Annotated in this window: 22 protein-coding genes and 1 pseudogene; 18 read left to right on the top strand and 5 right to left on the bottom strand. The window is 50.2% G+C overall.

Going from position 1 to position 24,609, the window contains the following annotated elements; genetic code table 11:
- The 11 genes from FDX01_RS06490 to ldtA all read left to right on the top strand — a co-directional run bounded on the left by FDX01_RS06490 (position 1) and on the right by ldtA (position 8,945).
- Positions 1 to 795 carry a sirohydrochlorin cobaltochelatase gene (locus FDX01_RS06490; protein ID WP_115258164.1) on the top strand — a complete coding sequence of 265 codons (795 nt, stop codon included), beginning with the start codon at positions 1 to 3 and terminating at the stop codon, positions 793 to 795.
- Entirely contained in the window at positions 792 to 1,505 is a 714-nt protein-coding gene (locus FDX01_RS06485) for a cobalt-factor II C(20)-methyltransferase (protein ID WP_137399456.1), read from the top strand. The genes FDX01_RS06490 and FDX01_RS06485 overlap by 4 nt, the downstream gene beginning before the upstream one ends.
- Entirely contained in the window at positions 1,502 to 2,239 is a 738-nt protein-coding gene (gene cbiM, locus FDX01_RS06480) for a cobalt ECF transporter S component CbiM (RefSeq protein ID WP_096756666.1), read from the top strand. Before FDX01_RS06485 ends, cbiM begins: the two co-directional genes overlap by 4 nt.
- 2 nt (positions 2,240 to 2,241) lie before the next feature.
- Positions 2,242 to 2,523 (top strand): energy-coupling factor ABC transporter substrate-binding protein, encoded by a 282-nt coding sequence (locus tag FDX01_RS06475; RefSeq protein WP_096756667.1) that lies wholly within the window; start codon positions 2,242 to 2,244, stop codon positions 2,521 to 2,523.
- Positions 2,510 to 3,187, top strand: a complete 678-nt coding sequence (locus tag FDX01_RS06470) for an energy-coupling factor ABC transporter transmembrane protein (RefSeq protein WP_096756668.1) — start codon at positions 2,510 to 2,512, stop codon at positions 3,185 to 3,187. Before FDX01_RS06475 ends, FDX01_RS06470 begins: the two co-directional genes overlap by 14 nt.
- Before the next feature lie 8 nt (positions 3,188 to 3,195).
- Positions 3,196 to 4,011 (top strand): energy-coupling factor ABC transporter ATP-binding protein, encoded by an 816-nt coding sequence (locus tag FDX01_RS06465; RefSeq protein ID WP_096756669.1) that lies wholly within the window; start codon positions 3,196 to 3,198, stop codon positions 4,009 to 4,011.
- Positions 4,008 to 5,528, top strand: coding sequence for a cobyric acid synthase (locus FDX01_RS06460; protein ID WP_137399455.1), 1,521 nt, complete (start codon positions 4,008 to 4,010; stop codon positions 5,526 to 5,528). Before FDX01_RS06465 ends, FDX01_RS06460 begins: the two co-directional genes overlap by 4 nt.
- Positions 5,525 to 6,070, top strand: coding sequence for a bifunctional adenosylcobinamide kinase/adenosylcobinamide-phosphate guanylyltransferase (cobU, locus tag FDX01_RS06455; RefSeq protein WP_135911857.1), 546 nt, complete (start codon positions 5,525 to 5,527; stop codon positions 6,068 to 6,070). Before FDX01_RS06460 ends, cobU begins: the two co-directional genes overlap by 4 nt.
- Positions 6,067 to 6,810 carry an adenosylcobinamide-GDP ribazoletransferase gene (gene cobS / locus FDX01_RS06450; protein ID WP_137399454.1) on the top strand — a complete coding sequence of 248 codons (744 nt, stop codon included), beginning with the start codon at positions 6,067 to 6,069 and terminating at the stop codon, positions 6,808 to 6,810. Before cobU ends, cobS begins: the two co-directional genes overlap by 4 nt.
- Positions 6,811 to 6,835: 25 nt before the next feature.
- The gene (gene cobT, locus FDX01_RS06445) at positions 6,836 to 7,900 is read left to right on the top strand and encodes a nicotinate-nucleotide--dimethylbenzimidazole phosphoribosyltransferase (protein WP_115258169.1); all 1,065 of its coding nucleotides are present in this window, start codon (positions 6,836 to 6,838) and stop codon (positions 7,898 to 7,900) included.
- A 118-nt stretch (positions 7,901 to 8,018) separates the two neighbouring features.
- Positions 8,019 to 8,945 carry a L,D-transpeptidase gene (ldtA, locus tag FDX01_RS06440; RefSeq protein ID WP_115259925.1) on the top strand — a complete coding sequence of 309 codons (927 nt, stop codon included), beginning with the start codon at positions 8,019 to 8,021 and terminating at the stop codon, positions 8,943 to 8,945.
- 30 nt (positions 8,946 to 8,975) lie between these two features.
- Here ldtA and FDX01_RS06435 read toward each other — a convergent pair whose 3' ends face one another.
- From FDX01_RS06435 to FDX01_RS06415, 5 genes are all read right to left on the bottom strand, one after another.
- A complete protein-coding gene (locus FDX01_RS06435; protein ID WP_135911860.1) occupies positions 8,976 to 9,650 on the bottom strand; it encodes an ABC transporter ATP-binding protein in 675 nt (224 codons plus the stop codon).
- A gap of 10 nt (positions 9,651 to 9,660) precedes the next feature.
- Positions 9,661 to 11,349 (bottom strand): iron ABC transporter permease, encoded by a 1,689-nt coding sequence (locus tag FDX01_RS06430; RefSeq protein WP_115258171.1) that lies wholly within the window; start codon positions 11,347 to 11,349, stop codon positions 9,661 to 9,663.
- Positions 11,333 to 12,370, bottom strand: coding sequence for an extracellular solute-binding protein (locus tag FDX01_RS06425; protein WP_115258172.1), 1,038 nt, complete (start codon positions 12,368 to 12,370; stop codon positions 11,333 to 11,335). Before FDX01_RS06425 ends, FDX01_RS06430 begins: the two co-directional genes overlap by 17 nt.
- Before the next feature lie 221 nt (positions 12,371 to 12,591).
- On the bottom strand, positions 12,592 to 13,659 hold the full coding sequence (gene dctP / locus FDX01_RS06420; RefSeq protein ID WP_249360891.1) for a TRAP transporter substrate-binding protein DctP: 1,068 nt from the start codon (positions 13,657 to 13,659) through the stop codon (positions 12,592 to 12,594).
- A gap of 52 nt (positions 13,660 to 13,711) precedes the next feature.
- Positions 13,712 to 14,302 carry a nuclear transport factor 2 family protein gene (locus tag FDX01_RS06415; RefSeq protein ID WP_137399453.1) on the bottom strand — a complete coding sequence of 197 codons (591 nt, stop codon included), beginning with the start codon at positions 14,300 to 14,302 and terminating at the stop codon, positions 13,712 to 13,714.
- A gap of 109 nt (positions 14,303 to 14,411) precedes the next feature.
- On the opposite strand from FDX01_RS06415, the gene FDX01_RS06410 reads away from it, so the two are divergent.
- The 7 genes and pseudogenes from FDX01_RS06410 (at position 14,412) to FDX01_RS06385 (ending at position 24,580) form a co-directional block, all read left to right on the top strand.
- The gene (locus FDX01_RS06410) at positions 14,412 to 15,299 is read left to right on the top strand and encodes a LysR substrate-binding domain-containing protein (protein WP_137399452.1); all 888 of its coding nucleotides are present in this window, start codon (positions 14,412 to 14,414) and stop codon (positions 15,297 to 15,299) included.
- 166 nt (positions 15,300 to 15,465) lie between these two features.
- Positions 15,466 to 15,723, top strand: a pseudogene (locus tag FDX01_RS23600) (IS110 family transposase); the annotation flags it as partial.
- A 1,231-nt stretch (positions 15,724 to 16,954) separates the two neighbouring features.
- Positions 16,955 to 17,458 (top strand): hypothetical protein, encoded by a 504-nt coding sequence (locus tag FDX01_RS06405; protein WP_137399451.1) that lies wholly within the window; start codon positions 16,955 to 16,957, stop codon positions 17,456 to 17,458.
- A 746-nt stretch (positions 17,459 to 18,204) separates the two neighbouring features.
- Positions 18,205 to 19,065, top strand: coding sequence for a winged helix-turn-helix domain-containing protein (locus FDX01_RS06400; RefSeq protein ID WP_137399450.1), 861 nt, complete (start codon positions 18,205 to 18,207; stop codon positions 19,063 to 19,065).
- Positions 19,058 to 19,540 (top strand): hypothetical protein, encoded by a 483-nt coding sequence (locus FDX01_RS06395; RefSeq protein WP_115258179.1) that lies wholly within the window; start codon positions 19,058 to 19,060, stop codon positions 19,538 to 19,540. The genes FDX01_RS06400 and FDX01_RS06395 overlap by 8 nt, the downstream gene beginning before the upstream one ends.
- A gap of 327 nt (positions 19,541 to 19,867) precedes the next feature.
- Positions 19,868 to 20,200, top strand: coding sequence for an ESPR domain-containing protein (locus tag FDX01_RS06390; protein WP_137399449.1), 333 nt, complete (start codon positions 19,868 to 19,870; stop codon positions 20,198 to 20,200).
- Positions 20,201 to 20,395: 195 nt separating this feature from the next.
- Positions 20,396 to 24,580, top strand: a complete 4,185-nt coding sequence (locus tag FDX01_RS06385; protein WP_137399448.1) for an autotransporter outer membrane beta-barrel domain-containing protein — start codon at positions 20,396 to 20,398, stop codon at positions 24,578 to 24,580.
- The last annotated feature ends 29 nt before the right edge of the window (positions 24,581 to 24,609 follow it).

Here is a 24,609-nt window from a genome sequence, read left to right as displayed (position 1 = left end):
ATGAAAAAGGCGCTTCTGGTGGTCAGTTTTGGCACCAGCTATCACGACACCTGTGAGAAAAATATTGTGGCCTGTGAACGCGATCTTGCGGCCAGTTGCCCTGACCGTGACCTGTTTCGGGCATTTACCTCCGGGATGATCATCCGCAAGCTCAAACAGCGCGACGGCATTGACATCGACACGCCGTTGCAGGCCCTGCAAAAGCTGGCGGAGCAGGGGTATCAGGATGTGGCTATTCAGTCGCTGCACATCATTAACGGTGACGAGTACGAAAAAATAGTTCGTGAAGTACAAAGTATGCGCCCGCTGTTTGCCCGCCTGACGCTGGGGGTTCCCCTGCTGAGTAGCCATGATGATTACGCGCAACTGATGCTGGCGCTGCAGCAGCAGATGCCGTCGCTTGGTGAGCGAGAAAAAGTGGTGTTTATGGGGCACGGGGCCAGCCATCACGCCTTTGCCGCTTATGCCTGCCTCGATCACATGATGACCGCGCAGGGTTTCCCGGCGCGAGTTGGTGCGGTAGAGAGCTACCCGGAAGTGGATATTCTTATCGACAGCTTAGGTCGCGAAGGGATAACAGCGGTGCATCTTATGCCATTAATGCTGGTTGCGGGTGACCACGCTATCAACGATATGGCCTCCGACGAAGACGACTCGTGGAAAACATTATTTAATGCGGCAGGCATTCCGGCCACGCCGTGGCTGAGTGGTCTGGGTGAGAACCCGGCGGTACGCGCCATGTTCGTGGCACATTTACAGCAGGCGCTGAGCGTGGCGCTGGAGGAAGCAGCATGAGTGGCAAATTGTATGCATTGAGCACCGGGCCAGGTGCTTCCGATCTGGTAACCGTGCGCGCGGCGCGCACGCTCGGCTCGCTGGATATTCTTTATGCGCCCGCCGGGCGTAAAGGTGGCGACAGCCTGGCGCTGTCTATCGTTCGGGAATATGTCGGTGAGCAGACTGAAATTCGCTGCTGCCATTTCCCGATGAGCGCCGACAGTGCCGAAAAAGAAGCCGTCTGGGATGAGGTCGCCGCTGCACTGGTTGCGGAAGTGGAGGCCGGCAAGCAGGTCGGTTTCATCACCCTCGGCGATGCCATGCTGTTCAGTACCTGGGTCTTTTTACTCCAGCGTATTGGTAATCCTGATTGGTTAGAAATCGTCCCCGGCGTGACCTCATTTGCTGCGATTGCCGCGCGCTCAAAAACGCCGCTCGCCATGGAACAGCAGTCGCTGGCGGTCGTCTCGTGCACTGCACCGGAGGCAGAAATCCGGCAGGCGTTAAAGCAGCATGACAGCCTGGTGCTGATGAAGGTCTACGGTCGGTTTGCACGCATCAAGGCGTTGCTGCAAGAAGAAGGCATTCTGGACTGCGCGTTAATGATGTCCGAAGCCACGCTACCGGGTGAGCAGTGCTGGCGCCAACTCAGTGAAGTGAGTGACGATCAGCCGCTGCCGTATTTCTCGACCATTCTGGTCAATAAACAGTGGGAGTATGAAAGATGAAGCTAGAACACCAGCTAAAACAGCTGTCTTTCAGCGGGTTGGCTGCGGCGCTATTGCTGATGATTGTGCCTGAGCAGGCGTTTGCTATGCACATTATGGAAGGCTTTTTACCGCCGATGTGGGCGCTGGCCTGGTGGCTGCTGTTTTTACCCTGCCTGTGGTATGGGCTGGTGCGCCTGCGCCAAATTGTGCAGGAAGATAACCACCAGAAAGTGTTACTGGCCCTGTGTGGCGCGTTTATTTTCGTGCTGTCAGCGCTGAAAATTCCATCTGTTACCGGGAGTTGTTCGCATCCGACCGGGGTCGGTCTGGCGGTGATTCTGTTCGGGCCAGGCGTGGTGGCCATTCTCGGGGCCATCGTTTTGTTATTCCAGGCATTATTGCTGGCACATGGCGGTTTGACCACGCTGGGCGCTAATGGTATGTCGATGGCGGTTATTGGTCCGGTCGTCGGCTATATGGTGTGGAAGATGGCTTGCCGTGCGGGGTTCCGTCGTGATGTCTGCGTCTTCCTCTGCGCCATGCTGGCCGATCTGGTGACCTATTTTGTGACGTCGGTGCAACTGGGTGTTGCTTTCCCTGACCCGTCCGTAGGTGCTACGGGCTCCATCATCAAGTTCATGGGGATTTTCTGCCTGACGCAGATCCCAATCGCTATCGCAGAAGGCTTGCTCACGGTGATGATTTATGACCAGCTCACCAAACGGCAGCTCATCACCGCACAAGGACATTAACCATGAAAAAGACGCTGATTCTGTTAGCAATGGTGATTGGGCTGGTTGTCCTGCCATTTTTCATCAACCACGGTGGAGAATACGGAGGATCAGATGGCGAAGCGGAAAGCCAGATTCAGGCCATCGCTCCGCATTATGAGCCGTGGTTCCAGCCGCTGTATGAGCCAGCCAGCGGTGAAATTGAAAGTCTGCTGTTTACGCTTCAGGGATCGCTCGGTGCAGCGGTAATTTTCTACATTCTGGGTTACACCAAGGGCAGACAACGCCGTGATGACCGGTCTTGACAGGCTGAGCTACCAGAGCCGCTGGTTTCATGTCACACCGCAGCGCAAATTTCTGCTGTGGTTAGTGATGATGATTCTGGCGTTTACCCTGCCTCCGTTGGGGCAGGGTATCGAGCTGTTACTCATTGCCGCACTGAGCTGCTGGCTGCTGCGCATCTCTTTCTGGCGTTGGTGTCGCTGGATGGCGTTGCCGTTTGGTTTTTTGCTGGTCGGGGTAGTGACGATCCTATTCAGTGTGAGTCGCGATCCGCATAGCTTACTGGTTAGTCTGCCGGTGGGTAGCTACTGGTTAGGCGTCACTGAAGCGGGTGTACTCACTGCCAATGCAACATTCTGGCGAAGCCTGGCGGCGCTGGCATCCACCTTTTGGTTGGTACTTAATCTGCCGTTCCCGCAATTAATTCTTTTACTGAAATGGGCGCGCGTTCCGCGCCTGCTGACTGAGCAGATCCTACTGACCTGGCGATTTATTTTTATTCTTTTAGACGAAGCGCTCGCTATTCACCGCGCGCAAACGCTGCGTTTTGGTTATCGTAGCGTGCCGCTGAGCTATCGCTCGTTGGCAATGCTGGTGGGGCTGTTGTTTACGCGTGTGTTAATCCGCTATCAGCAAATGACCACCACACTGGATATCAAACTGTATCAGGGTGATTTTCACCTGTAAGGATAAGTATGCTTGCCACCTCAGCGCTTTGGTTTCGCTATCAGGATGACCCGGTCCTCAAAGGGCTCACGCTGGATTTTTCCGCGCAGGCCGTCACTGGACTGGTGGGGGCCAATGGGTGCGGAAAATCCACGCTGTTTATGAACCTGAGTGGCTTGTTGCGTCCACAGCAGGGGGCGGTGATGTGGCAAGGAAAACCGCTGGATTACAGCAAGCGAGGCCTGCTGGCACTGCGTCAGCAGGTGGCAACCGTATTTCAGGACCCCGATCAGCAAATCTTTTATACCGATATCGACAGCGACATCGCCTTTAGCCTGCGCAATATTGGCGTGGATGAAAAAGAAATTGCTCGCCGGGTGGAAGATGCCCTGACGCTGGTGGATGCACAACATTTCCGTCATCAGCCTATTCAATGCCTAAGCCACGGACAAAAAAAACGCGTGGCGATCGCTGGCGCGCTGGTACTGCAGGCGCAGTATTTGCTGCTGGATGAACCGACTGCGGGCCTTGATCCCTCGGGCCGTACGCAAATGATTGAGATTATTAAACGGATCGTGGCGCAGGGAAATCATGTGGTTATTTCCAGCCATGATATCGATCTTATCTATGAAGTGAGTGACGCGGTTTACGTTTTGCGCCGGGGAGAAGTGCTGACGCACGGCACCCCCGGTGAGGTATTCGCGCGCACGGACCTTATTGAACAAGCAGGATTAACTCAGCCCTGGCTGGTGAAGTTGCACACAGAGCTAGGCTTTCCATTGTGTAAAACAGAGGCTGAATTTTATCGTTGTATGCGAGAGAACGCACTGAAGGAGGCGTCATGACGCAGGCAATAATGTTGCAGGGAACGGCATCTGATGTAGGCAAAAGCGTATTAGTCGCCGGGCTGTGTCGTATTTTTTATCAGGATGGACGACGTACTGCGCCGTTCAAATCGCAGAACATGGCGCTGAACTCGGGTATTACGCCTGAGGGGAAAGAGATGGGGCGCGCGCAAATTTTCCAGGCTGAAGCGGCAGGGATCACCCCAGATGTACGTATGAATCCGGTGCTATTGAAACCGACCAGCGACCGCAAAGCGCAGGTGGTATTGATGGGCAAAGTGGCGACCGATATGGATGCGGTAAGTTACCACGAGTACAAACCGCGTCTGCGCGAGCAGATCATTTCGGTTTATAACAGTCTGGCGCAGGAATTTGACGTTATTGTGCTGGAAGGGGCGGGAAGTCCGGCTGAAATTAACCTGCGCGATCGCGATATCGTCAATATGGGGATGGCGGAGATGGCGCAGTGCCCGGTTGTGCTGGTGGCGGATATCGATCGCGGCGGCGTGTTTGCCTCGATTTATGGCACGCTGGCGCTGCTGCATGATCATGAACGCGCGCGCGTAAAAGGCGTGATTATCAATAAATTTCGTGGCGATGTGGCGCTGCTCTATTCCGGTATTGAACAAATTGAAGCGCTGACCGGCGTTCCCGTACTCGGCGTGATGCCGTGGCTGGATGTTGATCTCGAAGATGAAGATGGCGTCGCGCTGCAAAAAGGGAAGTATTTACGCACCGACAAACGCGATATCGAGATTGCTGTGGTGCAACTGCCGCATATTTCCAACTTTACGGATTTTAATGCGCTGGCCGCCCAGCCGGACGTTCGGGTGCGCTATGTTCGCCACTCGGAAGAGCTGGCAGGCGTCGATCTGGTGATTTTGCCGGGCAGTAAAAATACGCTCGGCGATTTAGTCTGGCTGCGCGAAAGCGGTCTTGCGCACAGCGTGTTGCAGCTACACCGTCAGAATGTGCCGGTGGTGGGGATTTGCGGTGGCTATCAAATGCTCGGCGAGACCATTATCGATGACGTGGAGTCGGGGCTGGGAACGCTGCCGGGTCTTGGCCTGCTCGATACCGTTACCCATTTTGCGCAACACAAAACCACGACCCTGGTTGAAGGGCAAATGTCGGCCACATTGCCGGACTGGCTGGCAGACGCCTCAGGGTTAGCTGTTCGCGGCTATGAAATTCATATGGGTGAAACGGTGTTATCCGGGGAGTGTCAGTCGGTAATGACGCTGCAAAAAGAGGGCGGTAACGTCGCTGATGGTGCGGTGACTCACGACGCTCTGGCGTTCGGCACCTATCTACACGGCCTGTTTGATAGCGATGAATTTACGCGCGCGCTGGTGAATGGCCTACGGGTGCGCAAAGGGTTAGCACCACTGGATTCAACCTTCCATTACGCGCAATATAAATCACAGCAGTTTGATCTGCTGGCGGATGCGATGCGGCAACACATCGATATTGAGAAAATTTATACCATCATGCAGCAACACCAGGAGCCAGTATGATGATTCTGGTTACCGGTGGTGCCCGTAGCGGCAAGAGCCGTCACGCAGAGGCACTGGTCGCGGACTCCCCAAACGTGCTGTACATCGCGACGTCGCAGATATTCGACGAGGAGATGGCGGCGCGAATTCAACACCATCGTGATGGACGCCCTGCGCACTGGCGTACAGCCGAGCGCTGGCAACATCTTGATGCGCTGATTACGGCCGAGAACGATCCGCACGAGGCGATTTTACTGGAATGCATTACCACGATGGTGACGAACCAGCTGTTTGCGTTAGGCGGCGACAGTTCACCGGATGGCTGGGACTACGCCGCGATGGAACGGTCCATTGAGGATGAGATCCGTGTGCTGATTGACGCTTGTCAGCGTTGCCCGGCAAAAGTCGTGCTGGTGACTAACGAAGTGGGGATGGGGATTGTTCCGGAAAATCGTCTGGCGCGGCATTTTCGCGATATTGCTGGACGGGTAAACCAGCGCCTGGCGGCAGCGTCAGATGAGGTCTGGCTGGTGGTATCTGGAATTGGAGTCAAAATTAAATGAGTAAGTTGTTTTGGGCAATGCTCTCTTTTATCAGTCGCTTGCCCGTTCCTGCACGCTGGTCGCAAGGACTGGAGTTCGAGCAATACTCGCGCGGCATCGTCATGTTCCCGCTGATTGGCGTGGTGCTGGGAGGGGTGACGGGACTGGTCTTCATGGCGCTGCAAACCTGGTGCGGTATCCCGCTGGCAGCGCTGTTTAGCGTGCTGACGTTGGCGCTGCTGACCGGCGGTTTTCATCTTGACGGTCTGGCGGATACCTGTGATGGCGTGTTTTCTGCTCGTCGGCGCGAGCGGATGCTGGAAATAATGCGCGACAGCCGCCTGGGGACCCACGGCGGACTGGCGCTGATCTTTGTTCTGCTGGCTAAAGTGCTGGTGGTAAGCGAACTGGCTTTACGCGGAACGCCAATGCTGGCTGCACTGAGTGCAGCCTGTGTGGCAGGGCGTGGAACCGCAGTTTTGCTGATGTACCGGCATCGTTATGCCCGCGAAGAAGGGCTGGGAAATGTCTTTATAGGCAAAGTAACCGGACGACAAACCTGCGTTACGTTGGGGATTGCGGCGATCCTTGCTGCTGTACTGCTTCCCGGCATGCGTGGAGTGGCGGCGCTGGTCGTCACGATGGTGGCAATTTTCATTCTTGGGCAATTATTAAAACGCACGTTGGGTGGGCAGACCGGCGATACGCTTGGTGCGGCCATCGAACTTGGCGAGTTGATCTTCTTACTGGCTCTGCTTTGAGCCAGTCAACACATTGAGAACCCTTATGCAGACTTTATCCGCTTTACTCCACGCGATCCCTTCTCCCGACAGTGCTGCAATGTTACGCGCACAGCAGCATATTGATGGCTTACTTAAACCGCCGGGCAGCCTGGGACGTCTTGAGTCCCTGGCCGTGCAACTCGCCGGTATGCCAGGCCTGAAGGGCGTGCCGCGCGTGGGGGGGAAAGCGATGCTGGTGATGTGCGCCGATCACGGCGTCTGGGATGAAGGTGTGGCCGTTTCGCCGAAAGTGGTTACGGCGATTCAGGCAGCAAATATGACGCGTGGCACGACCGGCGTTTGCGTACTGGCGACCCAGGTTGGCGCAAAGGTTCATGTGATTGATGTGGGGATTGACGCTGACCCTATTCCTGGCGTGGTGAATATGCGCGTTGCGCGTGGCTGCGGCAATATTGCTGAAGGCCCGGCAATGCACCGTTCTCAGGCCGAGGAACTGTTGCTGGAAGTGATGCGCTATACCCGTGAACTGGCGAAAGAGGGCGTCACGCTGTTTGGCGTCGGTGAGTTGGGCATGGCCAATACCACGCCTGCGGCGGCGATTGTTAGCGTACTGACCGGCAGTGATGCTGAGGCGGTGGTGGGGATTGGCGCTAACCTGCCACTCTCGCGGGTGGGCAATAAGGTGGATGTGGTGCGTAGGGCGATCGCCATTAATCAGCCCGATCCCACAGATGGTATTGATGTGCTGGCCAAAGTCGGTGGCTTTGATCTTGTGGGGATGACGGGTGTGATGCTGGGGGCTGCCTCCTGCGGTCTGCCGGTGTTGCTGGATGGGTTCCTTTCTTATTCCGCTGCGCTGGCAGCCTGTCAGATTGCGCCAGAGATTAAGCCGTACCTGATCCCTTCACATTTTTCCGCCGAAAAAGGTGCCCGTACCGCCCTGGCGCATCTGGAACTGGACCCGTATCTCAACATGGGCATGCGTTTAGGTGAAGGCAGTGGTGCCGCGCTGGCAATGCCGATCGTTGAGGCCGCCTGCGCCATGTATAACAATATGGGGCATTTAGCCGCCAGCAATATTGTGCTTCCGGACGGTAAGGAAGCGTAGTCAAGCAGCACCCCGCTCAACGGCGGGGTTCTTGTTGGTTGGGTACGTCGTAACCCCGTTAACCCGATAAAAAAGCTATAATTAACGGATATCTGCTGCGGCGAAGGAAAGGACAATGATGCGTCGTGTAAAACTGTTGTGTTCACTTATCATACTGCTTGCCGGCCAGGGAGCTCAGGCGGTGAGCTATCCGTTGCCGCCAGAGGGCAGCCGCCTGGTCGGCAGTCCGCTGACTATTACGGTGCCGCCAGCCAATACGCAACCGCTGGAAGCATTTGCGGCGCAGTACGGGCAGGGGCTGAGCAATATGCTGGAAGCCAATCCGGGGGTGGATGTCTATTTGCCGAAGTCGGGCTCTACGCTGGTGGTGCCACAGCAGGTTATTTTGCCGGACACCGTGCGTGAGGGTATTGTTATAAACGTCGCTGAAATGCGTCTTTACTATTACCCCAAAGACAGCAATACAGTTGAAATCTTACCCATCGGTATCGGTCAGGCGGGGAGAGAAACGCCGCGCAACTGGGTGACGACGGTACAGCGCAAGCAGGAAGCACCGAGCTGGACGCCAACAGCAAATACCCGCCGGGAATACGCCGCGCGTGGCGAAAGCTTACCGGCGTTTGTTCCGGCCGGGCCGGAAAATCCGATGGGGTTGTACGCCATTTATATTGGCAAGCTATACGCTATTCACGGCACCAATGCTAATTTCGGAATTGGGCTGCGGGTCAGCCAGGGCTGTATTCGCCTGCGCAATGACGATATTAAATACCTGTTTGATACCGTGCCGGTGGGAACGCGGGTTCAACTTATCGACCGGCCTGTTAAATACAGTACTGAGCCAGACGGTAGCCGCTGGGTTGAAGTTCATGAACCGTTGTCACGCAACCGCAGCGAATATGAGTCGGATAAAAAGATCCCACTGCCGGTGACTCCGGCATTACGCAGTTTTGTGGGCGGAGAGGGAGTGGACGTCAGTCGTGCTAATGCAACGCTGGAACGCCGCTCCGGGATGCCAGTGAATATCAGCCAGGTGCAGAGATTCTAATCACTACCCCGCACGGCCTGTATGTTACCGTCAGGCCGCGTGCTTCGTTTGAAACTGACCCATTTTCACAAAACCAATATGGTCCGCCATCAACTGCGCTTCATGTTCACTGTGGGTGACCAGCAGCGCCGTTTGTCCGGCGGCGCGCAAAATATCCCGCACCTCGCCACCCAGACGCTCGCGGGTGCTTTTATCCAGACTGGAAAACGGTTCATCCAGCAGCAGAATATCCGGATGTGGCGCCAGGGCGCGGGCCAGGGCGATACGCTGCTGCTGTCCGCCAGAAAGCTCATGAGGGTAATGGCTGGCGTGGCTGTGTAGTTCAACCATTTTTAACAGCTCGGTGACTCTGGCCTGTTGCGCTTCTCGTGGCAGGCGGCGCAAACCAAAGGCCACGTTTTGTTGGGCTGTCAGATGTGGGAATAACGCGTATTCCTGAAACACCATGCCGACATGCCGTTTTTCCGGCGGCAGATGCACGCCGGGGCCAGCAACACGCCGCTGTGAAACATAAATCTCTCCGCGTTGCAGGCGTTCAAATCCGGCGACCGCGCGCAAAACCGTGGTTTTCCCACAGCCTGACGCACCCAGCAGGCAGGCGATTTCGCCTTTGCGCACCGACATTGAAAAGCCGGTCAGCACCGATTGCTGGCTGTTGCCGTAGGCCACGTGTACATCCTGGAGTCGTAACGCGATTTCTGACATTGTTGCTCTCTCAACCACGGCGCGTCATCTGATGACGAACCAGCAAAATAACAGGCAGTGTGCCGGCTAACACAATCATTAGCGCAGCAATTGCCCCTTCTTCATAGGTGCCTCGCGCCGCTTCTGCATACAGCAGCGTGGCCAGCGTTTCGAAGTTTACCGGGCGTAGTAGCAGGGTAGTGGGCAACTCTTTCATTGCATCGGCAAACACCAGCAATGCACTGCTTACCAACGCTGGACGCAGTAGCGGGAAATGCACGCGAGCAAACGTACCGGCCCCATTTTCTCCCAGTAAACGTGAGGCTTGCTCAAGGGAAGGAGGAATACGGCCCAGCCCGGAATCCAGCGCGCCGATGGCTATGGCCTGAAAACGCATCGCACAGCAAATGATCAGCAAAATACCGGCAGACATCAGCGGTAAACCGCGCATGTCGAGCAGATCGGCCAGCCAGCGGTCAACCGCCATCGCCGGGGGAAGAAAACCAATCGCCAGAATCGTACCAGGCACGGCGTAACCTAACGAGGCCAGACGCATCACACCGCGACGAAAGCCAGGCATGGCGTTGTCTGCGGCGCTGCGACGTGCGCTCCACGCCACCAGCATGCTGACGCAAATCACCACCAGCGTGGTACCAGCCGCCAGCGATAGCGTGTTTTGCAATGCAGAAAGTAATGACGCGGACAGCGGATTCTCACCGCCTAACCGTTTGGCGCTCTCCCACAGTAAAAACAATACCGGGGCCAGGAAACCCAGTACAACCGGTAGCGAAATAACCACGCCGAGCAGCCAACCGCGCCAGCCATGCACGCGCGTGGGTTGAATTTCTCGCAGACTGCGACTGCTGAATCCTTGTTTTCTGCGACCGTAAAACTCCAGCGTCAGGATAAAGAAGATAAACATCAGCATCATGCAGGCGATTTGCGCCGCAGCGGATAAATCAGAGCGCGAGATCCACGTGGTGTACACGGTGACGGTTAAGGTTTGTACCCCAAGGAATTCCGACGCGCCGATATCATTGAGCGTTTCCAGCAGCGCCAGGCTGATCCCGACCGCCAGCGCCGGACGGGCCATTGGCAGGGCCACGCGGAAGAAGGTTCCGCTGGCGCTGCAGCCCAGGGTACGTGCCGCCTCCAGCAAATGCGCAGGCTGGCTGATAAACGTGGCGCGAGTGGTTAAATAAACATACGGATACAGTACTAAACCGAGCAGCAGGATCGCGCCGGAAAGGGAGCGTAAATCCGGCAAGCGGAACTGTCGCGGGCTATCGAAACCGAGTAAAAAACGGATGAAGGTTTGCAGTGGGCCAATGGGATGCAGTAAATCGAGCCAGGCAAAGGCCACGATATAGGTCGGCATCGCCAGCGGCAGCAGCAGCGCCCAGCTCAGTATTTTGCGCCCAGGAAAATCCCATGCAGTGACTGCCCATGCGCTGCCAACGCCAATCACGCCGACCATGACCGCGACACCTGCCAACAACAGTACAGTGTTTTTTAACGCAGAGGGCAACACCCAGGTGATGAGATTATCCCAGTGAGACAAATCAGCCTGTGTGGCCTGCCAGATGAGCGCCACAATAGGGGTCAGGACGCCGAGTGCAATACACAGGGCACCAAGATGTAACGGCGTTAATAATGACTGCGGCCCGGAAACCAGGCCGCGTAACGTCGGAAGCAATAGCGGTTTATTGATCGAATCCAACTTTATCTACCAGCAGACTAGCTTGTTTACGGTACTTCACGATTTCGGTTAACGGGATCTTGTCGACGTCGATTTCACCGATAGTGGCGCTGATAACCGGGTCGAGCGTTACACCTTTGAGTACCGGGTATTCGAAGTTCGCTTTCGCGTACTGTTGCTGGGCAGGTGCGGAAACCAGATATTCCATCAGCTTAACGGCGTCGGCTTTATTGGGTGCGTAACGGGCTACGGCAGCACCGCTAATGTTGACGTGTGTGCCGCCTTTCTCAAAGGTCGGTTTCACCACTTTAATGGCATCGCCCCACTGACGTGCATCGGTGCCTTCTTTGGCATTTTTCATATGACCGACGTAATAGGAGTTGGCGAGGCCAATATCACAAATCCCGCCGAGGATATCGCGGGCAACGTCACGATCGCCGCCGGTCGCTTTACGTGCCAGGTTCGCCTTCACGCCGCGCAGCCACTCTTCCGTTTTGGCCTCACCGTGGTGGGCAATCATGGCGGCAATCAATGCGGTGTTATACGGATGCTGCCCGGAACGGATACAGACTTTGCCTTTGTACTCTGGGCTTGCGAGCTGCTCATAATGCCAGTTATCGATAGGCATCGATTTCTCAGCGTAGAGCACGCGTGCACGCATGGAAAGCGCAAACCACTGATTATCTGCACCGCGCAGGTTAGCCGGAATGGCGGCTTTCAGCGCATCGGACTCTACCGGTTGCGTTACGCCCGCTTCGACTAAATCGATGAGGTTACCGGCATCGACGGTCATCAGCAGGTCTGCAGGGGAGTTCTTCCCTTCCGCTTTAACACGTTCAAGCATGCCATCCTTGATATACACCGTGCTCACTTTTATACCGCTGGTTTTTGTCCAGCTATCGAGCAGGGGTTGGATCAGGCCCGGTTCACGGGTGGTATAAAGCGTTAACGTATCCTGTGCGAAAGCCGGCAGGCTGACGGAGAGGACCAGGGCAGATGCAAGCGTGATACGGCGCAGTCCGGTGCGAGGCAGAGCATTCATCGTTTATATCCCAGAGTAATTGGAACGTACAGTGACCCGAGCAGGCGCTCGTTCTTTTGGCCTGCGTACAATAAATGATAATCACTAGCACTTACAATAATGGCAAAGTTTAAACGATTTACATTTACATAACTTTAAACAACGGTGTGATGTGGTGTTTACTCGGCGAAAAGTGGCGGGTAGAGAGAGGGTGAGACTCCCTGCCTCTAGTTCATGGATAACTACCGTTTTACGCGCGCTTTTTGTGACAGGGTTTCATCCATAATGGCGCTAACTTGTTTCATCACCGTGCCTGCGTTTTTGACGCCTTTCGCTTCCTGCTCGTGGACCCACTTGGTTTGCGCAGCCCGGTAATGGGTGGCGGTGTTCCACTGCGCGACCTCCTGCGATTGCAGAACGCGTACCGAGGCCCCAGCCTGGCGTAAATCGTCTATCTGGGTGTTAAAACACCGGTCCATGACTGAACCCAGAGATTGATACGCCGTTTCAGCCGCACGCTGAATGGCGACCTGATCTTCATGAGAAAGCGCGTTCCAGGTTTTTTTGTTCATCGTCAGAATATAGAGATGCCCCAGCCACAGATTTTTGGCGAGAAGCACATTGGGTGCGAACTGATACGCTTTAAGATCGTAACCGCTGTCCACGTTCAGCATCATGCCATCGATTGCCCCCGTTTTTTGCGCGTTATAGGTCTCTTGACCCCAGGGCATGGTCACCGGCTTAGCCCCTGCGTTTTGCAGAAAATCACGGTGCCAGAAGCTGGCAGAGCGCCATGTGCCGCCTTTGATATCGCTCAGCGTCGCTATGGGCTTAGCGCTGAAAAAGGCCAGTGGATAGCCAGTGGCAAGGAAAATACTCACCACATTATTTTTCTCAAGCTCAGCCGGGAATGCCGGGATGTCCGCGTAGACGTGGCGGAAGAAGGCCACCTGTTGTTCACTGGCCGGTCCGACGGGAAAGCTTTTAAATATCTGATTCAGGGGCAGCGCGTCGGCGGTGTATTCAGGTACGACAGTCGCTATATCCACCTTTCGTTCGTTGCCGACGCTGCGTAACGCATCGTAGCTGTTACTGAGCTCGCCGCTCCAGTGCGCCTCTATTTTCAGGCGTCCGTTGGACTCTTTCTCAATGGCGGGGAAGAGCACGTCGTTAAGAAAGCGAGTGCGCATCCCACCCAGCGGTTCATGATCGCTGTATGTCAGGATTTGTGTAGCCGAAACCGTGGTCGGTAGCAGCAGGGCGATGAACAGCATTGCCAGATATTTTCCGTATATTTTGTTGGGGCGCATACATTTCCTTTGCGTTGCTGAGATGAAAAGGGGTCAATGGCGGATGAAATTGTCAGGCCGTCTGCCCGGCTAACCAGCGCGTACCACTTGCTTTCATTTGTTGTTCCAGATCGCTGCCACGGGTGGCAAAGACGCGCTGAACCGGAAAACCACTTTTTTCCAGCAGATAAGCCAGCGCGGCGTATTCACGCGGATATTTCTCTGCCGCACTTTGGTCAATCGCGACCATGCCGAGCGGAAAGGTAAAGCTGGCCATATCGTAAATACTCTGGCGATGGAACAGCTTCCAGACGCCGTCACGTTTTTCTGCCATGTCATAGAAACGGTTATGACCAATGCAGCCCAGATTCAGCTTAACGTGCTCAGCGATAATCATTGCGTTGGTTTCGACAATAGCCCTCGTCGCGTTGGCATTGAAGGTCACTACCGGCGTGCCAATCAGATGCTTGGTGCGCACATCTGACGCTCCCATCCGCATTGAGCCCTCAACGAAATCGCTGGCGAGGCCCTCAAACCACGTGATTTCAATGGTGCCGTCCGGGTGAAAAAGGTTGCGCAGTTGCTCCCATTCCCCCAGATCGCGGTGCATCCAGCCCGTGAGAAGATCGGTAATTTGCAGACGGTCGTCCAAATAATTTTGCATAACATGTACTCCGGTACGGGATTGGATTTCAGTTTCATCCCCAATGGAGATAAACTCAAATAGATAGATATGACTGATTAATCATTTTATTTGATGATGGAGTGACAATATGGATCTGCGCCATCTACGCTATTTTCTGGCTGTTGCCGAAGAAGGCCATTTTGGTCGCGCGGCTCAACGTCTGCATATCGTCCAACCTGCGCTGAGTATGCAAATCAAGGCCCTGGAAGAGGAACTCGGTGGTCCGCTGTTTGTACGCACCAGCCGCAAAGTGGAGTTAACGGACGCCGGGCGGCTACTACAGGTCGAGGCGCAGCGCACGCTGGAGCAAGCGGATCACGCCCGACAGACCGTTCAGCGCTCAATACGCGGTGAAACGGGTCAAGTATGCGTGGGGTTTGCCGGTAATGCCGTCTTTAGCGGCAAGCTCACCAACGATCTACGTGCTTTTCGCCGAACCTACCCTGATGCCGAACTGGTTGTGAATGAAGTCGCACCGTTGTTGCAAGCCGAGGCTATCCTGACGGGACAGCTCGATGTGGGTTATACCCCCGATCACCACAAAATCCATGATGCCGCGCTAATGGCTGAACAGATCGGTGTCTGGCACCGGCAAGTGGCGATGGCTGACGACCACCCGTTGGCCGCACGGGCGTCGCTGACAATCGATATGCTCGCCGAGCAGCCACTCATTTTTTATGACGCGCATGGGGCTGATGAGTCGCTTTACACCGCACTTACCGAAATTATGGGCCATGCTCCGCATATCGCCCATTGCACCGCAAGTACCCTAAGCGTGCTTGCACTCGCCGCCGCCGGCCAGGGGCTGGCGCTGGTGCCCGATCCTCTGCAGCATGTGAATATTCCTGGATTGGTATACCGCCCACTGGATGCGCCGGAACTGTCGGCGAATCTGATGCTCATCAGCAGGCAACAAGAGAATAAGGGGGCTGTACAGGCTTTTCTGCAGATAGCGCGTGAAAATGCGGGAGTATAAAAGCAAAAAAACCGCTTAGTTTCCTAAGCAGGCTTCTTAAATTTGGCTCCTCTGACTGGGATCGCCGTAGCCAATAACTGGCTAATAAGTAAGCTAAACTTGAATTCACTGCTTGTCAAGACCACCAGAATGACTACCAATTTGCTGAATAGGTATATAACGATCTGTGATAGAACAAAGTAGCCAAAAAACTTGGTTTCGGTGGTGATGGCAAAGTGCCAGGTTTTCCAGACAGATCTTGATTGAATGGGCTGCTAAGAGACGGTTAACTCATCAAACTGGGCCAGGTTGTACTGTAATGGACAGAGAGGAAAATATCACCAATCACCAATCACCAATCACCAATCACCAATCAGCGATCTAGGCCTTGGCATTCAAATGGGTAAAGATAATTTATCTCTGCTGGAAGACCAAAGTCCGCTAAGACGAAGTGAGATTTTTGCTGGCAGTTGAAGCGCTATACTTGCCCTAACTGATGCCATAAAACGCTTGTCGAATATCTTAGGACGTGAAGCGGATATGACTGACCCTACCTGCATTATGTGGGCATGGCCGTAATTAAGGTTCTTGTTTTCAAATTTGAATCACCATGGGCACTGTGACGACGCCACCGATTGTAATTGCACTCGATATAATTAAATACCATAGCTCTTATCATTTCTGGCTGATAACACCTTCCCCGTGGATATATTCTGACACTCAGCTAGTGGAAGATGTTTTCCGCGCACGCATTGCCTTAACAGTACCTAGTTCGCTTATGCGACTGTGTAGTTTATGCCGCCGTAGGGCCATTTGTAACATATTGCAGATCCGGCGGAGTTGCTGTCGTCGGTCCAGCAGATGGTGACGTCGACACCAGATATACTTAACTTCAGGGCTTCGCGATGTATGTCGGGCCTTTTGGAGAATAGTCATTTCTTTGTCATATTTAGCCTGCAGGTATTTGAGTCTGGTATTCTTGGCGGCAAGTTCCTGCTTTTGCTCAGAGCTTGTCAGGAGTTGATGTTGTTCTTTACGCCAGCCATAAGTTTACGATTTCTAATGACCGAGTTTGCGGGTAGTTGCGGCCACATTGATACGTTCAGCGATTCACTATTCATGGATGAGAGCAGAGGTGTGATGCCCGTAAACGTCAAGCTGTACTGAGAGAAACGGTTTATATCTTACACCCGAATTTCTATTTTTTCTGGGTTCCTTTGCTAGATGAATCACATGCAGACAGACTGGCCAACGTGTTGATTGAAATAATATCTTCGCGTGAACTACTGACCCTTTTTGTACCTTACCGACAGTTCATTCGGTCATTCGAGGTGTACGGTGTTCGGCCACGCATGAGAATATGTGCGTAAAGCTATTGAAGGTATGTGACGCGAGAGAATTTGAACTGTATAGATTGTGAAAGGGGGGGCTGGAATTATCGCGAGTATTGAATGTTCAATATATAGAAAGCAAAAAATCTGCTTGCTTTCTTAAGCGGGTTTCTTAAATGCTCTTAAATAACCTTAATTGTAGTATGCTATCTTAAATTTAGGAAAATAATCTTATATCTTATTAAGAAACGAGGGAACTTCTTAAATCCTATTTTGTTTGAATCTGTAATTATCTATTATATTTACAAACAAAGATGAAGTAATGGTTTTTGAGTATTGAATAAAATGTTTATTGATATAATATCTGAAGACAAATACTGTGGTTTAGGTTTGCGTTGTTTTTTATTGTTCTATAATAAAAAATCATTTTTTGAATTTGATACCGTTCTTGACTCTGGATGTGATTCAATTTTTCTTTTGAAGAAAAGTGAAATATACCAGCACAAGAGTAATTTCATTTCTTTCTGCAGGACAAGAAAGGTTGTTATTTCAAAATCATTACCTTTAAGAAATATCCATGACTTAATTATGAGCTATGAATGTATTCAGGGTAAAGGAAAGGGGATGTTGTCAAGTTCAGAATTAAATGCGCTTTTTTTATTATTCAATGGCATGACTCCAAAAGAAATGGAGTTTATGTTTAAAATAAGTCATAAAACTATTAGCGCTCAGAAGTTGAGTGCCTTAGAAAAATTAGGGTGTAAAAATTTAAAAATACTTTTTCGGACAATGAATGCTTGGGAAAATTGTATTAATAAGGGAGTGCCTTTTCGCAAGTCGGATACATAGTTAGCCGGTTTTTATACTTACATCAGCGAAATTAACATTATTTATGAAAGCATCAAACCCTTTTAACTCATTTTTTTAATTATTGTTGCTTTTTTTCATTTTTCACACTATTGCTTTAGTATTTTCTAAAATATCCATTGCTTCTTTAGAAGATGAAAGTATGGGAAAAATATAGATGATATTGAGGATAGTACAGAAGCATATATTCTTTCCTGGAATTTGCAATCTCGAGATGAGGTGTTAGCGGTAGATAGAGGCATTATCGACCTATCTACCGTTACTCCAGAGCAGTTGCGTAGTAGCTTATCCGGAAAGATGAGATCTGAAGTTGAAGGCGGTTATCAAGATTTGGAACAGTTCAGGTTCGTGCGAATACTGACCAAATTTATACGCTTAACAATTACTCTTTTGAATTAATTCTATCTCTGACGATGCGCGAGAATGACTTATTTTTTCACACTAGGGTATTCATCGTGAAGATGGATGCCCCTTGATGAATAATTAAAATATTCCTTAAAGTATTTTTGATTAACAGAAAGCAACCATCTGATAGATGGCTTAAATAATAATGTTATCCATGGGTTATATAAGAGCAGATCATTCTCGCTTAGTAATTCTTTATTAAATTTTATGTGCTAGATGTGGCATTGTATCGCTTAATTCATACTCAATTTTTTTTCACGTGGCTTTGACAACGTAATAATACAGAGTATAATGTTATTAATTTATATTTATGGTGTCAGTATATGTTCTGGATTAATAACGATAATATTAAATTCTATCCAGACAAAAACCAGCTGGTATCGGTGAGTAACCCTGATCTGAGCGCAATGCTGACAGCGCCAGCTAGTCGTTGCTTGGTCCTGTTATTGGAATCTTTTCCAAATATAGTTCCTCAAAAAGATTTTTTCACTTTCGTCTGGGCTGAAGATGGGATGCTTGTCCCGGCAAATACGCTTTATCAGAATATATCAATCGTTCGTCGTGGACTACGAACAACGGGAGAAACCAATGATACGCTGGTTTCAACAGTTCCTCGAAAGGGTTTCCAGATTGATAGTAGTGTGAAGGTTACTAAGGTTTTACCTAAAGAAGCAGAAGCAGAAGCAGAAGCAGAAGCAGAAGCAGAAGCAAGTGAAAAATCGGTTAAAAATGAGCTCCAGGATAAACATTTTTCCCCTGAAGCAGAAATTTCCGTTACTGAAACCCTGCAGTTGAAAACTGATAATAAGAAAGGGTGGAGCTATAACCTCATTGTACCGTTAATATTGATGCTAATATCATTTGGTCTCGGTGTTTTATTAATTCAGCATTCCTGGAATAGTGACGTAGAAAAAAACTTCTTTAGTACATATACCATTAACTCAATAGAGAATGGCTGTCATTTCTTATCCAAAAATGATGATATTAAAAGGTTTGGTAATTTTACAAAATTCAAAAATATGATTAAGCAAACAGGGGTTGATTGTAAGAAATATCCATGGATTTATTTTCTTTCATCCAGCTCAATGCCTGCCCTGTCAGCATTCATCTGTAAAGAACCTTATGAGAATACTTCACATTCAGGATGCGTCACCCTCTATTTTCGGGAGATAACAAGTGACTAAAAGGACGGTGGTTGTATATTGTTTGATTCTGTTTGTCGCAGGCGTAACATTATCATGGTTTTATAGTCTGAAAAAAGAGAGTGGGGATGATGCGGAAGTATGTTCAGCCTCAGTAGTTGTTTACCACAATAATATCCGTGCCAACCTGACGCTGGATTTTATGTATAATTTGAATGAACAAGCAGGCGTCGTCACAGTTAATGGTACTTATTCTAAAGATGATAAAGTTATCGGTGCAATCAGAAGGGATGTATCTTATATATGGACTGAAAACAAAGACTCTTTCAGTTTTACATCAGTCAAAGTGAATAATATTATAAATGATGACTCTGTCTCTGATGAGGCAATTAGTGAATTACTTCCGGATTTTTACATCTACCCTGAAAAAAATGTCGTTTATTCTGTCCTACCACAGGGCTCAGATAGTTTTATGTTCTCAGTAGGCAAACGCCCCGTATTTCTCTGCTACCGTTAAAAATCTCGTTCTTTCCCCTAATGCATACTAGATGTTTCTATCTCTGGTATGCTCCATGCTACTTCTTTTGCTTTTAATTTATTCTCTTTAAAAACAATATCTTGATTATGTTTTTGATGTTGTGTTTTTAACTCTTAAATTTAACTAAATATATTAGTAATGTCATTTAAGGAAATTTAAGAATAGTTAAGATGCATTTTGTTTACCTTTTTATGTTGCCAGTAGATGATCGGTATCATAAATCACTCTTAGTATATTTTTTCCAAAGTAAATATTCTATAAGTTGGTTGGCGTTTATATATAATTGATTTTTACGAGGTTGTTTAAATGAATCGTGTCTTTCGTGTCTTATGGAATAAGGCAGCAGAAAGCTGGGTTGTCGTTTCTGAACTTATGACCACAAGGAAAAAAAGTGGGCAACGTTCGATCTGTACAGTAACAGCTTTGGCGGCGTTGGGAGCTAGTGCTTGGGTATATGCTAATGATGTATCGAGTTTAAATTTTAACCCCGTAGATTGTGATAATGCAGTATGCTCTTTTGAGGTCTCTAATGGCGCATCTCATACTCTTAGCGGGTCGCTTGCGACGATAAATAAAGGTAAAAATAACCAGACATCTTTGACGTACGAAGAAATGGTTGATTTTGGCCTAATTGTCTAGGGATCAAGAGATTGGGAGCGATTAAATACAGGATCCAGGACAGAGGCGGTACTGGTACCTGATACCAATATCCCCGGTTCATATATTTCGGTTCCTGTTTATACCTCATCAAATTTCAATTCTGGTTCATGGGCTATTGATCCGGCTACAGGTGAAGCAATCACGTATTACGTAAATACCGGCGATATTCATGACATGCAGTATGTCAATTCCAGAATGGGGCAAGTAGCCAGTTCAGGAGGAACGTTAACACTTGATTTGGGCGATCCAACCAAAGGGATCTCCGCGAGCGAGAACTATTTTGCTTTGGTAGGAAAAGCGGGAGAAACAGGAAAAACGTCATCCTGGTTTTATGCCGATGGTACAGCGGGAAATAATAGCGAGATTGTCTGGAACTCTAAAAACACCGCATTCCTAGGTTATTACCCTGCTTCAGCCGTAGGTGGGCAAGAAGTTGAGTCGACACAGCGCTTTCAGGTTCCTGTTTATGCAGGAATGTTTAAAGTGACTGATGTAAAAGGGAATACCACGACGCACACCGTGACAGATGTTGCATCGCTGGGGGTATACAATAACTGGGTTATCGATCAACTGAAAAAAGGTAATCTCACCGCCTCTAGTTATAATACCGTTTTATCATATGGTTACAGTTATAAAACGGAGGAGTCTGTGTATAAAAGTTCCTCACTGGTCACTGCCGGTGATGAAGTTACTCTGGCTCCAGGGACGATGGCGCTAGCACAAGCAGATGGCGAAAATGCAAAAGTTCGCCTTACCCGTGAAGGCGACATCGAAGCGAAAGTAAATAACAGTAATATCATTTTTTATGGTTCTAGCGGTGGAACCATTGTTAATGATGGTGTGCTTTCCGGATTTAATTCTGGGACAAGTCTTTCAGCTATTAGCGCCCTGGTGAAAGTGGATACAGGCGGCCACTTTGAAAATAATGGGCTTATGAACGTAGGGTTTCTGACCAACGGTAATGAAATTGATACCTCCACCCCTGTTGATATGTTTACGGCTCGTGGTGTGCTTGTTGGCGCGAATAGCTCTGTCGATAACACCGGCATTATCAATGTAGGATCGGCAAACCAGGCGCGTCAGAATTTACCTAACCAATTGATACGCGGCATAACGCTCAATGCTACGGGTAGTAAGGGCACTAATAGCGGAACAATCAATGTCGCCGTTAATGTAGATGGTTTTTCTCCACTGACTACGGGGGTGGAGTTAATCGGCAAGAGTTCTTTTGGGGTTGCGCCGGAATTCACTAATAACGCTGATGGGGAAATATATATCGGTCGCACTGCCCAGTATCTCTCTGGTGCGGGGGGTAAGGATATCCCACTTATTGGTAGTATCGGAGTGATGGCTAGTGGCGCTTCGAAAATTAAGAATGCAGGAAAGATTACCATTGGCGCAGAAACGCAGGGCGCAGTGGGTATAAAACTCACAGCCGGGGCAACAGGGACGAATACCGAAACAGGGGTTATTAATGTTAACAGCGCGGTATTGGGGTTACAAAATCTCGCCGTTCAGGCTGGCGATGGGAGTAAATTCACACATAACGGCACCATTAATCTTAATGGTGTCAATCAGGTAGGGTTGAAGGCCACTACTGAAAACTTATCCGGTGAAAGTGGAAGGTCGGCCAAGATTATCGATGCTGGTATTGTGAATATCAATGGCAGTATGGGGACGGAAGGGGTTCGTAGCTACGGTTTAATGGCTGAGGGTGCTGGATCACTGATTGATATGCAAGGTGGAGAGATCAACCTGAATGGTGATGGTGGTATTGGTGCTTATGCCATCGATGGCGGTCGTATCAATATCGCCGCAGGTAGCAACATTAACTTCAATAGTGGCGTGAATGGAATCGGGTTCTTCGCATTTGGTGAGGGGGCAACCATAAATATTGGCGGTAACCAGCCGCTGGATATTTCTATCGATGATTCCACGCTTATCCGTATTGATAGTGGTTCGACGCTGGCTACTCAACCCAATCAGAAGTTGATAGCTTCCGGTAAAAATTCCACAGCATTGGTAGTAAGCGGCGAAAATTCTCACGCAAATATGGATTCTCTTAACTTCGCAATCACCGGTGAAAAATCCACAGCAGTACGAGTGGAAGGTGGGGCAAGAGGGGAAATGAGTGGGGCCTCGCAACTGGCGCTCAGCGATAAAACGACGGCAGTAGTGATAGATAACATCCGCTACGATGTTAATGGGGTGGCTGTAGGGCGTGGTGATTCTCTATTTACTAATACGGCTGATATTTATGTCAATAACGCCAAAAGTGTGGTGTTGTTTAATGTTAATAACGGCGCGAAATTGATCAACACCGGCAATATTGAACTGAGCGATGGTACTGCGATTGTGCTGAGCGGCGTAGGATCAACGGTTTCACCTGATACGGCGGGGCAATTTGGCTCGATAACTGTGAATGATGGTAACGCAGGCATTCAGGTGGCTAAAGGTGCAACGCTCAATACATCAGCATCGATCACTGTGGACGGTAGTGCTAGTGCGCTACTAGTAAACGCTGATGCGGGACGTGTTGTGCTCAATGAAGATGCTCATCTTACGGGGAAAAGTGGTGGGTATGGAAACATTATCACTAACCAGTCCTCTTCCGGGAATGTTCTGGTTGATGGTGCAACCATTGAGATGTCGGGTTCTGGAGCAGCTTTACTGTCAGAGAATAATATCGACTCGCTATCCCATGGGTATATTCTTGTCTCCAGTAACACGGGGGGCAAAGGGATTGCATTATCCGCAGCGGATGGCTCAAGAGGTGAAGGTAGTCTGGAAGTCAGCGATAACTGGAAAATTGATGTTCTGGGTGATGGCTCCGGGGTATATAGCAACACCACTGGCTCGTTGGTTGTTTCAGGGGTTATCGATGTATCCGGAACGGGTAATGCGGTGAAAAGCGATGCGACGGATATTTTGTTTATTAACCCTTCGGCTGTGCTCACTGGCCAAAATTCCAAAGCTGTACTTGTTTCAGGTACCTTAAACCAGATGGTGAATTCTGGCCAGATTCTAGCACATTCTGTGACTGACATGGCGGTAGAGCTGAGTGATTCCGATGAAATACTGATCAACACAGGCAACAGCAAAACTTCAGGTGTGATTCATACCGGTGCAGGAAATGACACAGTACTGTTTACCGATAACAGTTTGCACAATGGAATACTTAAAACCGGTGATGGTGACGATACTGTGACTATCCAGGGGAATAACGTCTCGGTTGAGCATCTGGAAGGTGGGGCCGGGCATAATACCTTTATTCTGAGCAATGTCACCCAAGCAGTGGCTGATGAAAAGCTCAGCAAGATGATCAATGGTTTTCAGTCTATACATCTGTCGAATGCAACTATTCTCGATCTACAACGTGATTTTTGGGAAGACGATCTCTCTAACCGGGCGACAATAGCAGGACGTACTCTTGATATCGATGAGAGCAGTAGATTAACAATTTCCAATGATCAACGGTTAACTGCCGATGTGAACAATAGTGGGAATATTGCTTTCCTGGGAAATAGAAATACCTTCGCATTTGAGCAGAATATTGTTAACAGCGGAATGTTTGCTCTTAATGCAAATAGACGTGTCGGAGATACGTTACAGGTTAACGGCGATTACCATGGCAATGGTGGTGAGATTAGTTTTGATGTTGTGTTAAACGGTGATACGACCTCTCCCGGCGATCAAATGATTGTGGAGGGTAACACCAGTGGAATCACTAAAGTACTCGTCACCAATACCGGTGGTAATGGTGCTCGGACTGTAGAAGGTATCAAATTAATCACCGTGAACGGGGCGTCTACTGGGGATTTCATCAAAAAAGGGCGTATTGTCGCTGGGGCGTATGACTACGATCTTGTTCGAGGTCAGGGGATGAATTCGGGTAACTGGTATCTAACAAGCTCAACGGGCGAACCGCCGGTTTTATTTGACCCGGAACCTGCACCAACTACACCGGATGTGCCGGTAATACCAGAGGTGCCCGCAATACCGGATGTACCAGTAATACCGGATGTACCAGAAATGCCAGGACCTGTTCCTGCACCCATCGTCGCGCAGGTAAGACCGGAAGCAGCTGCGTATGTGGACAACCTTTATGCTGCTTATTCGTTATTCAACATAACGTTGCAGGATCGTATGGGTGGAGCTCGAGGAGTTGATTCAGACAGGAATGAGCAGTCTGGTTTGTGGTTGCGTCAAACAGGTGAACATCTCCGCTCCCGCGACAGTAGTGGGCAGAACAACACGCGGTCAAATCGATATGTTACTCAATTAGGTAGTGATGTTGTTCGTTGGAGCAGCAATGGACAGGACCGCTGGCTGTTTGGGGTTATGGCGGGGTATGTGTAGTGGTCAACAAAAACTGGCCACAGCTTTAG

It is taken from the genome of Citrobacter sp. wls613, from assembly GCF_005281195.1.
Lineage (GTDB): Bacteria > Pseudomonadota > Gammaproteobacteria > Enterobacterales > Enterobacteriaceae > Citrobacter > Citrobacter gillenii.
This window is presented reverse-complemented; position numbering and strand designations above follow the sequence as displayed.